Origin of the sequence: Cupriavidus sp. 2TAF22 (assembly GCF_052115045.1) — a bacterium.
Classification (GTDB): Bacteria; Pseudomonadota; Gammaproteobacteria; order Burkholderiales; family Burkholderiaceae; genus Cupriavidus.
On the sequence record NZ_JBFRFX010000013.1, the window covers coordinates 49,133 to 61,769 of the forward strand.

Genomic DNA, 12,637 nt, shown 5'->3' on the forward strand with positions numbered 1-12,637 from the left:
GCATTTACTGCTGTTTGCGTTGCGAGGCCGCAAGTGTAATACAGGCTTTGGCCTTTTGCCAAGCATTCTTCGCGCTAGCGTCGAACAGCGCGAAGGCCGCATGAATACCCCTGAAAACAGGGGTCGGCGCGCAATGAAAAAACGCCGCGGGCGTGACCCGCGGCGTCTTCCATTGCTGCCATCCTGCGAGGCCCCGAACGGCGAGCCCCGGCGATCCCGGTGAGATCTCAGTGGTGGATCATCTCGACTTTGGCAGCAGCCTTGTCCGCCACGTCGGCGGGCTTGGCCACATCTTCGGTCAGCGGCTCGGGCTTGCGCTCGAGCGCGAGTTCCAGGACCTTGTCGATCCAGCGCACCGGGACGATCTCGATGGCGTTCTTGACGTTGTCCGGAATCTCCGCGAGATCCTTCACATTCTCCTCGGGGATCAGCACCAGCTTGATGCCGCCGCGATGGGCCGCCAGCAGCTTCTCCTTGAGGCCGCCGATCGGCAGCACTTCGCCGCGCAGCGTGATCTCGCCGGTCATGGCCACGTCGGCACGCACGGGAATGCCCGTCAGTACCGATACCAGCGCCGTGGTCATCGCACCGCCGGCCGAAGGACCATCCTTGGGAGTGGCGCCTTCGGGCACGTGGATGTGGATGTCGCGCTTCTCGAACATCTCGTCCGTAATGCCCAGACGACGTGCCCGCGAGCGCACCACCGAGCGTGCTGCCTCGACCGATTCCTTCATCACGTCGCCCAGCGAGCCGGTGCGGGTGATGTTGCCCTTGCCCGGCATGATCGCGGCTTCGATGGTCAGCAGATCGCCGCCCACTTCCGTCCACGCCAGCCCGGTCACCTGGCCCACCTGGTTTTCCTTGCCGGCCAGGCCGAAGTCGTACTTGCGCACGCCGAGGAATTTGTCCAGGTTCTCCGAGGCTACCTTGACCGTGCCCGATTCCTTCTTGAGCAGCAGCAGCTTCACCACCTTGCGGGCGATCTTCGACACTTCACGCTCGAGCGAACGCACGCCCGCTTCCCGCGTGTAGTAGCGGATGATGTCGCGCAGGGCTTCTTCGCTGACTTCGATCTCGCCTGCCTTCAGACCATTGTTCTTGATCTGCTTGGGCAGCAGGTAGCGCTGGGCGATGTTGACCTTTTCCTCTTCGGTGTAGCCCGAGAGGCGGATCACTTCCATGCGGTCCAGCAGCGGCGGCGGGATGTTCAGCGAGTTGGAGGTCGCCACGAACATCACGTCCGACAAGTCGAAGTCCACTTCGATGTAGTGGTCCTGGAACGTGTGGTTCTGTTCCGGGTCCAGCACCTCGAGCAGCGCCGACGACGGGTCGCCGCGGAAGTCCATGCCCATCTTGTCGATTTCGTCGAGCAGGAAGAGCGGGTTGCGCACGCCGACCTTGGACAGGCTCTGCAGGATCTTGCCCGGCATCGAGCCGATGTAGGTACGGCGATGGCCGCGGATCTCGGCCTCGTCGCGCACGCCGCCGAGCGCCATGCGCACGAACTTGCGGTTCGTGGCGCGCGCCACCGACTGACCGAGCGAGGTCTTGCCCACGCCGGGAGGCCCGACCAGGCACAGGATCGGCGCCTTCACCTTGTCCACGCGCTGTTGCACTGCGAGGTACTCGAGAATGCGTTCCTTGACCTTCTCCAGGCCATAGTGGTCTTCGTCCAGCACGCGCTCGGCGTTGGCGAGGTCGTTGTTGACCTTGCTCTTCTTGCGCCACGGCAGGTTGACCAGCGTGTCGATGTAGTTGCGCACGACGGTGGCTTCGGCCGACATCGGCGACATCAGCTTGAGCTTCTTGAATTCGGCGTCGGCCTTCTTCTTGGCTTCCTTCGGCATGCGCGCAGCCTTGATGCGCTTGTCGAGTTCTTCCAGGTCGGCGCCTTCTTCGCCCTCGCCCAGTTCCTTCTGGATGGCCTTGACCTGCTCGTTCAGGTAGTACTCGCGCTGGCTCTTCTCCATCTGGCGCTTGACGCGGCCACGGATGCGCTTCTCGACCTGGAGGATGTCGATCTCGCCTTCGAGTTGCGACAGCAGGCTTTCCAGGCGTTCGGTGACGTTCACCATCTCCAGGATCTTCTGCTTCTGCTCGAGCTTGATCGGCAGGTGCGCGGCGATGGTGTCGGCCAGGCGGCCAGGCTCGTCGATGCCCGACAGCGAAGTCAGGATCTCGGGCGGGATCTTCTTGTTCAGCTTCACGTACTGGTCGAACTGCGACACGATGGCGCGACGCAGCGCCTCCGTCTCGGCGGTCTCGACCGGGCCCGGCGGCACGGGCACGGCTTCGCACATGAAGTGCGAGTCGTCTTCGCTCACTTCGCGGATATTCGCGCGCTGCGTGCCTTCCACCAGCACCTTGACGGTGCCGTCGGGCAGCTTGAGCATTTGCAGGATATTGGCGATGCAGCCTACCTCGTAGAGGTCGTCGGCGGTCGGCTCATCCTTGGCCGCCGTTTTCTGGGCTACAAGCATGATGCTCTTGCCCGACTCCATCGCAGTTTCAAGCGCCTTGATGGACTTCGGACGTCCCACGAACAGTGGGATCACCATGTGCGGAAACACCACCACGTCGCGCAACGGCAACAGTGGGAGGCGAATCGGCTCAGCCGGGAGGAGTTGTGTTCCGGACATCATTTTCCCCAGTCAGTCATTTAGGCGTAAATTGGGTCGCATGAATCGATTGCAAGACAGGCGTCGCCAACGATTCATGACCCCGTGCAAATGCTGCTTGCCTCACTTGCAGGACCCGTCCAAACAGCATACCCCCGTTTCCTCCCCTTCGTTTTACGAAAATGAAGAAAAAAAGCCGCTCGCTTTTCGCGAGCGGCCTTTCGGACTCGCTGCCGGCCTGTGATTCAACATCAAGCCGGCGTCCGCGTCAGTTCGAACCAGCCACCTTCGGCTGATCCTCGTACATCAGCAGCGGCGGAGCATCCCCGGTGATGGTGTTCTCGTCGATCACCACCTTCTGCACGCCCTTGTAGTTGGGCAGGTCATACATCACATCCATCAGCGACTGCTCGAGAATCGAACGCAGGCCGCGCGCACCGGTCTTGCGGCGGATGGCCTTGCGGGCGATCGCCGACAGCGCCGCCGGGCGGATTTCCAGCTCGACGCCTTCCATCGCCAGCAGCTTCTGGTATTGCTTGATCAGCGCATTCTTGGGCTCGACCAGGATCTGCATCAGCGCGGCCTCGTCCAGCTTGGCCAGCGTGGCGACCACCGGCAGGCGGCCGATCAGTTCCGGGATCAGGCCGAACTTGATCAGGTCTTCCGGCTCGGTCTGCGGCAGCACTTCGCTGGCGTCGCGTTCTTCCTTGCTCTGCACCTGCGCGGCAAAACCGATGCCGGTCTTGTCCGAGCGCTGCATGATGACCTTTTCCAGGCCATCGAATGCACCGCCGCAGATGAACAGGATATTGGTGGTATCCACCTGCAGGAAGTCCTGGTTCGGATGCTTGCGGCCACCCTGCGGCGGCACCGAGGCCATGGTGCCCTCGATCAGCTTGAGCAGCGCCTGCTGCACGCCCTCGCCCGACACATCGCGCGTGATGGACGGGTTGTCCGACTTGCGCGAGATCTTGTCGATCTCATCGATGTAGACGATGCCGCGCTGCGCCTTCTCCACCTCGTAGTTGCAGTTCTGCAGCAACTTCTGGATGATGTTTTCCACGTCCTCGCCGACATAGCCGGCCTCGGTCAGCGTGGTGGCGTCGGCGATCACGAACGGCACGTTGAGCAGGCGCGCCAGCGTCTGCGCCAGCAGCGTCTTGCCGGAGCCGGTCGGCCCGATCAGCAGGATATTGCTCTTGGACAGTTCGACGTCGTCTTTCTTGCCGAGATGCTTCAGGCGCTTGTAGTGGTTGTAGACCGCTACCGCCAGGATTTTCTTGGCTTGCTCCTGCCCGATCACGTATTGATCCAGGCTTTCGCGGATCTCGTGCGGCGTGGGGAGATCAGACTTGGCCGCGCCACCTGCATCCTTGTCGGATGCGGCTGCCTCGTCGCGGATGATCTCGTTGCACAGGTCGATGCATTCGTCGCAAATGAACACCGACGGGCCAGCGATGAGCTTCTTTACCTCGTGCTGGCTCTTGCCGCAGAACGAGCAGTAAAGGAGCTTCTCGCTCGATGAACCTTTTTTATCCGCCATAGGAATCAGTCACATTAGCAGTGTGCGTGCCGCAGGGCCAAGAGCGCTGCGGGGATACGCTTCAAACGCATCATACGCCAAAACAATTGGCGCGGCGGTGGAACCCCTACGCTGTGGGGCAAAAGCAAAAACGAGGCGCCAGGCCTCGTTTCTGCATAGCCTTCGTCATTCCGCCGGCCCCGGGTTCCCGAAGGTCCCGGTCCGGCACCGCCCGGCCGCCAGCGCGCCCGGGACGGCTTATCAGCTACGGCGGGCGATGACCTTGTCGATCAGGCCATAGTCCACCGCCTGGTCGCCGCTCATGAAGTTGTCGCGATCGGTATCGCGGGCAATCTTCTCGACAGACTGGCCAGTGACTTCCGACAGGATGCCGTTGAGCCGCTCGCGCAGGTACAGGATCTCGCGCGCCTGGATCTCGATATCCGAGGCCTGGCCGCGCGCGCCGCCCAGCGGCTGGTGGATCATGATGCGCGAGTTGGGCAGCGCCGAACGCTTGCCCTTGGCGCCCGCTGCGAGCAGGAAGGCGCCCATGCTGGCGGCCATGCCCATGCACAGCGTCGACACGTCGGGCTTCACGAACTGCATCGTGTCGTAGATGGCCAGGCCAGCCGACACCGAGCCACCCGGCGAGTTGATGTAGAGCGAGACGTCCTTGTCGGGGTTTTCGCTCTCCAGGAACAGCAGCTGTGCCACTACCAGGTTAGCGGTCTGGTCGTTGACTTCGCCCACCATGAAAATCACGCGCTCCTTCAGCAGGCGCGAGTAAATGTCATAGGCGCGCTCGCCCCGACCGGACTGCTCGACCACCATCGGCACCAGCCCGAGTCCCTGCGTTTCCAGGGCGGAGGCCTGCGTGGTGGCCAGACGGTCAAGCAAATCATTGCGGGTCATGCAAGTTCTCCTGGAGTTCGGTGAGAGACAAGGCCGCGGCCGGTGCGCACGCTGGAAGCGGCGCGCCGGCCATGGGCCAGGCTCAGGCCTGCTGGGGCTGGTTGCCTTCGGCAGTCAGTTCCTCGAAGGACACCGTCTTGTCGGTGACCTTGGCCTTGTCGCACACGAAATTTACCACGTTGTTTTCCAGCACGTAGGCCTCCATCTCGGCCAGGCGCTGCTGGTCGCCGTAGTACCAGCGCATGACTTCCTTCGGGTCTTCGTAGCTCTTCGCGAAGTCCTCGATCTCGGCCTTGATCTGGTCAGCCTTGGCGTCCAGGCCGTGGGCCTTGACGATCTCGGCCAGGATCAGGCCCAGCTTGACGCGGCGCTCGGCCTGCTGGGTGAACATCTCGGCCGGAATCGGCATGTCCTTGGCGTTCGGCATGCCGCGTTGTTCCAGGTCGCGGCGGGCCATTTCGACCAGGCGCTCCTGGTCTTGCTCGACCAGTGCCTTGGGCACGTCCAGCTCGCTGGCCTTGAGCAGCGCGTCCATCACCTGGTCCTTGAGCATGGCGTGGGTGCGGCGCTTGACTTCACGCTCCAGGTTTTCGCGGATGTCGGCACGCATCTTCTCGACGCTGCCGTCGGCGATGCCGAGCGTCTTGGCGAACTCGTCATTGACTTCCGGCAGGTGCGCCCACTCGATCTTCTTCAGCGTGACGGTGAACTCGGCGGTCTTGCCGGCCACTTCCTTGCCGTGGTAGTCCTCGGGGAAAGCCAGCGGGAAGGTCTTGCTTTCGCCGACCTTCAGGCCCAGCGCAGCAGCCTCGAACTCGGGCAGCATGCGGCCTTCGCCCAGCACGAAGGCGAAGTCGTCCGCCTTGCCGCCGGGGAATTCGACGCCGTCGATCTTGCCGATGAAGTCCAGCGTGACGCGGTCGCCGTTCTGGGCCGCCACTTCGCCGCCGCCGTCGCCGTGCTCGCCGGCTTCGCCGCGGGTGTGGTAGTGCACGCGCTGCTTGCGCAGGATGTCGATGGTCTTGTCGACTTCGGCATCGGTGATTTCGGTCTTGGTGCGGGTCACTTCGGCGTCCGACAGGTCACCGAGCTTGACTTCCGGGTACACCTCGAAGGTGGCGTCGAAGGCCACCTGGTCTTCGGCGATGCCGTCGGTCTTGACTTCGAACTTGGGCTGGCCAGCGACCTTGACGTCCTGTTCCTTGGTGAGGTCGAAGAACTTGCGGGCAGCCTTGTCGTAGCGCACTTCGAACTCGACTTGCTGGCCGTATTGCTTTTCGACCATCTTCATCGGCACCTTGCCGGGACGGAAACCGGACATCTTCACCGTCTTCGACAGGCGAACCAGACGTTCCAGCTTTTCCTTTTCGACTTCGGCCTTGGGAATGGCCAGGGTCACCTTGCGGTCCAGTTTGCCAAGGTTTTCAATGACATTCGACATGGTCGTTGATCCAATCCAGAGATGTTGTTGTGTTCGTAAGCGCACTCCGCTCGCGTGCCCGGCATCACTTGGGCAATGCGCAGCGGCGAGCGCCGGTGCCAGTGCGAAGCTCTGCATGAAAACCGCCGGCACGCGCTGAGAACCGCGCCCCGGGAGCTTCCGGGCATAGGCCCCGCGCAAACGGAAAACGGGGATTATCGCACGGTTTTCGTTCGGTTCCGGCAGTTTTTACCCGGTAACGGGCTCGGAACCGCGCGTGCAGCCCGCGCCGGCGTCCGCCGCCAGCCCTTGCCGCAAGGCGCGAACCAGCAGCCGCGCCGGATCGACGGCCTCGGCCAGCTCGAGTTCGAGCGGCAATGGCTCCCCCTCGATCTGGCTGGCCAGCAATTCCGCCCCCAGTGCGGCCCATGTGAGGCCACGCGAGCCATATGCAAGGGCCGCATAGAGACCGGGCAGGCGCGGCACGTCGCGCAGGCGCGCGCCGCGCAAGGCGGATGCGTCGCGCGCAGCCCGGGCCTCGTCGGCAATGCGCCCGATCAGCGGCAGGCGATTGTGCGAAACGCTGCGCACGCCGACATAGCCCGCAAGCGCAGCCGGATCGAGCGCGGCCGCGGCCCCGGCCAGCCCGGGCAGCAGGACACCGAGCTTGGCCAGGTTCTCGGCATGCACTTCGGTGCGCTCGCGCAGATCGCCGGCATCCTCGCCGGCAGGTTCATAACTCGATCCGAAGCGCGCGCTCCCGTCCCCGGCGCGTGGCAGCAGGTAGCCGGTCCCGGTCACCACGCAGTCGGGCCAGGTGCCGAGCTGCGCCACCTGCGCCGGCGCGAGCGTGGTCAGCTGGCCGCGCACCCGGTCGATCGTCATATGGCGCAGCGGCAGCAGGCGCAGCGCCTCGTGGGCGTTGGCGAGCACCACCACCGGCGCCCGCGCCAATACCGCGCCGGCCTCGTCGAGGGCCTGCCAGCCATCGCCCTCGCGCGCCAGCCGCGCCACGCGGCAGCCGAAGCGCGGCGCCACCGCCGCGCCGGCTCGCGCCAGCTGCGCGCCGCAGATATCGGGCGGCGCCGCCCAGCCGCCCTGCTCGAACCATAGCCCGCCCAGGGGCACCCCCGCGCCATGCCGGCGCGCGGCCTCCCCGGCGGGCATCCAGCGCGCGAACGCCTCGGGAAACCCGAGCGCGGCGAGGGCCGCCTGCTGGATACGCGCATCCTCCGCGTCCGCGCCGGTCTGCAGCACACCGCAGCCGTGCCAGCGCGGTGCGTGCCCTGCCGCGGCCAGCGCCGCCCAGTTGCGCAGCGACTCCAGATTGCCGGCCCGCGACAGCCGCGACAGGATGCTGTCGTCCGAGGAAAGATGCGGATGCATGGCTGCCGCGCGGTGAGCCGAGGTCTGCCGCGCCGGGCCGTCATGCGTGTCGAACAGGGTCACCTGCCAGCCGCGCGCGGCCAGGCGCTCGGTCACCGCGCAGCCAGCCAGCCCGGCACCGATCACGATCGCATGGCGTTCGGGCCAGGCAGCCGGCGCGGGCGGCGGATGCCGGCGCTGGCCGCGTTCGGCGGGGAAGCGCGCCACCGTCATATGCCATTTGCTGCCGTAGCCCGTGGCACGCTTGGCCACGAAGCCGGCCGCCTGCAGTCCGCGCCGGAAAAAGCCGGCCGCGGCGTAGGTCGCCAGCGTGGCCTCCGGCCGTGCAAGGCGCGCCAGCCGCTTCATCAGCTGCGGCTGCCACATCTCCGGATTGCGGTCGGGCGCGAAGCCGTCCAGGTAGAACGCATCGACGCCCGCCACCAGCCGCGGCAGCATGCTGTCGACATCGCCGAAGGCAAGGGTCAGCACCACCGCGCCCTGCTCGAACTCCATCCGGTGCAGGCCCGGAAGCGCGAGCGGCCAGGCCTGGCGCAACTGCGCAGCCAGCGGACCCAGTTCGTCGGCGCCGGGCATCTTCTCGTGCACGGCAGCCAGGCCTTCGCGCGTAAACGGATGCTTCTCGATCGAAACGAAATGCAGCCGCCCGCAGCGCTGTGGATCGGCACGCCAGGCCTGCCACGTGGCCAGGAAATTCAGGCCCAGGCCGAAGCCCGTCTCCAGGATCACGAACTGATCGCGGCCATCCCAGGCCTGCGGCAGATGGTTTCCGGCGAGGAATACGTGGCGGGCCTGTGCGAGCCCGCCCTCGTCGCTGTGATAGACATCGCCATAGCGCGCCGAATAAGGCGGGCCGGTATCGGAAAAGACGGGCTCGGCGGGATCTAAGGCGCGGGACATGAAACGAAGGGACGTCGGCAATGGGAAGGAGAAGCGAGGATCCCGGGAGTACCGCCAGGGCAGGCAGGCGGCACCGGACGCGGGCGATGGTAGCATAGCGCCCTGCGCCGCCGGCCGGCAGCCGCACGCCACATTCCCGCCTTCCCCCCTTCTCATGTTCAGCTACCGTCACGCCTTCCACGCCGGCAACCACGCCGATGTCCTCAAACATGCCATCGTGGTCCAGTTGCTGGAGCAGATGACCCAGAAGGACAAGCCGTTCTGGTACATCGACACGCATGCCGGCGCCGGCCTGTATGCGCTGGACCATGCCTACGCGCAGAAAAAGGGCGAGTTTGAAACGGGCATCGCCCGCCTGTGGCAGGCCGCCGCCGCCAAGCGGCCCATGCCCACGCTACTCGAGGACTACCTGGAACAGGTGCGCACCCTCAATCCCGACGGCAACCTGCGGCACTACCCCGGCTCGCCCTGGCTTGCCTGGCAGATGCTGCGCGAGGCCGACCGCCTGCGCCTGTTCGAGATGCACAGCACGGAGATCCAGGTGCTGCGCGACAACTTCCGGGGCGCCGGCCGCCGCGTCATGCTGTACGACGGCGACGGCTTCACCGGCATCAATGCCATCCTGCCCCCTGCGCCGCGCCGCGCCGTGGTGCTGATCGACCCCTCCTACGAAGACAAGCAGGACTACGCCCGCGTGGTGCGGACCGTACAGGATGGCCTGCAGCGCTTTGCCACCGGCATCTATGCGGTCTGGTACCCCGAAGTGCAACGCCGCGAATCGGTGCAGTTGCCGGTGCAGCTGAAAAAACTGCCGCTCAAGAGCTGGCTGCATGTCTCCCTCACCGTGAAGCAGCCGGTCGCGGGCGGCCTGGGCCTGCACGGCAGCGGCATGTTTATCGTCAACCCGCCGTGGCGCCTCAAGGAAAACCTGGAAGCAGCCATGCCCACCCTGGTCACGCTGCTGGGCCAGGACGCCGGCGCCCGCTTCACGCTCGAAGCCCAGGAAAGCTGAGCCACCGTCCCGCCATTGCCTCCTGCGCCCGTGTGACCCCAACGGCATGGCGGCGGAGCCTGACCCCCTCCCCGCCCGCACTGTGCCGGTGTCAGCACCATGACAAGGGCAGCCGCGCCAAGGCCCGTAGACATTACGCGACATAGGCGCCGGGAAGACCAGATCTAAGCATCTTCTACTTGGCCCGGACGGGGTAAAACCGTACGATCTTTCCCCAAAACCTCGACGCAAGGCTGCCGGCTCAGATGCACCCAAGCGCACGAGGTTGCATCGGCATGGCAGGCCGCCAGGTCAGCGCGGCCACCATGCGCACGGACAGGACCGGAAACCACAGGACCGGCCGCCGGAAATCGATACAAGGGTCAAAGGGGTCATATGAAGACATTGAGCGGAGCCCGCGATGGCTGGGCAACGGACGCCGACACGTCCGACCGGGGTATCTGGAAGAACACCATCGCCGCCGCCAGCCATGCACTGGAAACCGTCGCGCTGATCGAGCACGGTGTCGGCATGACACTGAAATTGCAGCGCAAGGTACGGGACCTGCGCGAACGCCTGCGCACCACCCAGGCCGAACTCGATCGCTATCGCGACCTGCACGCCCATGCGCTCGAAGCGCTGCGCAATGTCGAGCGCCCCGCGCCGGAAGACACCAGCAAGCTCCGCGCCGACGGCGAGGCCCTGCGCATGCGACACCGCGCCTACAAGCTCCTGATCGAACACTACGCGCGCGCCGGGTCGCCCATCGACCTGGCGGTCTTCGCCGCGCAGCGCCGCCAGGTGCTGCAGCACATGCTGTTCCAGCAACGCCGGGGCGTGCCGGCAGCGCAGATCAGCGTCGACGATATCGGATTCCTGCTGCGGTAAGCGCCGCTCCGGCGCAGCCTCGGACCGCTGTCAGCGGGCGGTGGCGAGCCGCGCGCCGGCTGCCGCTGGCCGCTTGTGACAACCGACCGCCGGCCCGGCCGATGTCCGCGCGGGTGGCGCGCACCGTCTTGAGAATCGTCGCATTGCGCTTGCAGGCAAAATGAAAGCGCGTTCGCCGGCGGCATCGATGCCCGGCGCAGAGTTCGATATACTGTATATGCATACAGTTATCGCGACACCCCGCCCCGGCATGGCCGGATGGAGGCGTCGCCAATCCCTGCCAGCCGACAATGCCTTCCGCAACTCGCCGCATCGCCCACCTGGACATGGACGCGTTCTACGCTTCCGTCGAACTCCTGCGGTACCCGGAGCTGCGCGGCATGCCCGTGGTGATCGGCGGCGGACGCAACGCCGTGCCCGAAATCCTGCCGGACGGCAGCCGGCGCTTCGCCCGCCTGCGCGACTACGCCGGCCGCGGCGTCGTCACCACCTCCACCTATGAAGCACGCGCGCTCGGCGTCTTCTCGGCCATGGGCATGATGAAAGCCGCCCAACTCGCGCCCGACGCCATCCTGCTGCCCACCGACTTCGACTCCTACCGGCACTACTCCCGCCTCTTCAAGGCCGCCGTCCACACCTTCACCGACCAGATCGAAGACCGCGGCATCGACGAAATCTACATTGATCTCAGCGAAGTCGCCGGTGAACCGGCCGATCTCGGCGCGCGCATCAAGCAAGCCGTACGTGAAGCCACCCAGTTAAGCTGCTCGATCTGCATCGCCCCCAACAAGCTCCTGGCCAAGATCGGCTCCGAACTGGACAAGCCTGACGGCCTCACCCTGCTCGGCGCCGACGACATCCCCCGTCGCATCTGGCCGCTGCCCGTGCGCAAGGTCAACGGCATTGGCCCCAAGGCGACCGAAAAGCTCGCCGCGCTCGGCATCGCCACCGTCGGCGACCTCGCCAGCGCCGACCTTGGGCTGCTGCAAAGCCACTTCGGCCGCAGCTACTCAGCCTGGCTGGCGGAAATCGCCCAGGGCCAGGACGACCGTCCCGTCGTGGTCAGCTCCGAACCGAAGTCCATGAGCCGCGAAACCACCTTCGAACGCGACCTCCACCCCCGCCAGGACCGCCAGGCCCTCTCCGAAATCTTTACCGCCCTGTGCCAGCGCCTGGCCGAGGACCTCCGCCGCAAGGGGTACGTCGGCCGCACGATCGGGGTAAAGCTGCGCTACGACGACTTCCAGACCGTGACCCGCGACCTGAGCATGCCCGCGCCGACGGCCGACGCCGTATTGCTGCGGCGGGCGGCGACGGAATGCGTGAAGCGTGTCGCGCTGGACCGGAGGATCCGGCTGCTGGGCGTGCGCGTCAGCACCTTGACGATGGCCGGCGGGGAAGATCTTGCCGTGCTCCCGGTGCAGGGCGAGTTGCCGTTCGGGGATGGCGAATAGGCTGGGGACGATGGCGGCGGTGCGTACCCGTACCTAGTCGTAGGTTTCCCAGAAAAAGCCCCGGGCGAGGTCCCGCTCGAACTCGGCAGTCCAGGACGTGCCGCTTGCCGCGGGATAGGACTGGCGAGCGCCGGTCAGGTTGGCCTGGACCGCCACCTTGCGGGGAATGGGACCCACCGCATCCCGGGGAGGGGCCTCCTCATCAAGGACGACCGTGAATTCTTCGCGGGTCCGGCCATGCTTCCTGCAAGCGGCCTCGAAGTCTGCGCGCTCGTCCGCCGGCAATGCTTCGAAGAGCTTTCCCATGACATCCCCCACGACTCGCGCGATGCCAAGTATGCGCCCATTGCGTGCGAGTTCGCGCCGATGCCTGCCCGGGGTGCCCGCGCCCCGGGCCACATGGCCGCGCTTCAGGCGCGCTGGTGTGCCGGACAACTGCCGTTCCTGCCGCCAGGCGATGCGGGGATCCCGGGCGGATTGGCTGGACAGCCGGGACGGCCTGCCGGCCCGGGTCGCCGATGAGCGATTTCCTCCGACTGTCCGACC

9 protein-coding genes are annotated in these 12,637 nt (G+C 65.8%); 3 read left to right on the forward strand and 6 right to left on the reverse strand.

Translation table 11 applies throughout. From position 1 onward, the window contains the following. Positions 1-227 precede the first annotated feature (227 nt). The 5 genes from lon to mnmC all read right to left on the reverse strand — a co-directional run bounded on the left by lon (position 228) and on the right by mnmC (position 8,758). On the reverse strand, positions 228-2,639 hold the full coding sequence (gene lon, locus AB4Z48_RS16665) for an endopeptidase La (protein ID WP_441616496.1): 2,412 nt from the start codon (positions 2,637-2,639) through the stop codon (positions 228-230). 247 nt (positions 2,640-2,886) lie between these two features. Next, a complete protein-coding gene (gene clpX, locus AB4Z48_RS16670; RefSeq protein WP_441615816.1) occupies positions 2,887-4,161 on the reverse strand; it encodes an ATP-dependent Clp protease ATP-binding subunit ClpX in 1,275 nt (424 codons plus the stop codon). A gap of 240 nt (positions 4,162-4,401) precedes the next feature. Next, the gene (gene clpP / locus AB4Z48_RS16675) at positions 4,402-5,052 is read right to left on the reverse strand and encodes an ATP-dependent Clp endopeptidase proteolytic subunit ClpP (protein WP_441615818.1); all 651 of its coding nucleotides are present in this window, start codon (positions 5,050-5,052) and stop codon (positions 4,402-4,404) included. Between the two features lie 82 nt (positions 5,053-5,134). Next, positions 5,135-6,493 (reverse strand): trigger factor, encoded by a 1,359-nt coding sequence (tig, locus tag AB4Z48_RS16680; RefSeq protein ID WP_441615820.1) that lies wholly within the window; start codon positions 6,491-6,493, stop codon positions 5,135-5,137. 228 nt (positions 6,494-6,721) lie between these two features. Next, complete coding sequence (mnmC, locus tag AB4Z48_RS16685) at positions 6,722-8,758, reverse strand: bifunctional tRNA (5-methylaminomethyl-2-thiouridine)(34)-methyltransferase MnmD/FAD-dependent 5-carboxymethylaminomethyl-2-thiouridine(34) oxidoreductase MnmC (protein WP_441615822.1); 2,037 nt, start codon at positions 8,756-8,758, stop codon at positions 6,722-6,724. Between the two features lie 154 nt (positions 8,759-8,912). Here mnmC and AB4Z48_RS16690 point away from each other — a divergent pair, with 154 nt between their 5' ends. From AB4Z48_RS16690 to dinB, 3 genes are all read left to right on the forward strand, one after another. Beyond that, complete coding sequence (locus AB4Z48_RS16690) at positions 8,913-9,770, forward strand: 23S rRNA (adenine(2030)-N(6))-methyltransferase RlmJ (protein ID WP_441615824.1); 858 nt, start codon at positions 8,913-8,915, stop codon at positions 9,768-9,770. Positions 9,771-10,145: 375 nt separating this feature from the next. Continuing rightward, positions 10,146-10,637, forward strand: a complete 492-nt coding sequence (locus AB4Z48_RS16695) for a hypothetical protein (protein WP_441615826.1) — start codon at positions 10,146-10,148, stop codon at positions 10,635-10,637. A gap of 290 nt (positions 10,638-10,927) precedes the next feature. Further along, on the forward strand, positions 10,928-12,091 hold the full coding sequence (gene dinB / locus AB4Z48_RS16700; RefSeq protein ID WP_441615828.1) for a DNA polymerase IV: 1,164 nt from the start codon (positions 10,928-10,930) through the stop codon (positions 12,089-12,091). Positions 12,092-12,124: 33 nt separating this feature from the next. Here the strand turns inward: dinB and AB4Z48_RS16705 are convergent, their stop codons facing one another. Continuing rightward, positions 12,125-12,397 (reverse strand): hypothetical protein, encoded by a 273-nt coding sequence (locus tag AB4Z48_RS16705; protein WP_441615829.1) that lies wholly within the window; start codon positions 12,395-12,397, stop codon positions 12,125-12,127. Positions 12,398-12,637: the final 240 nt, after the last annotated feature.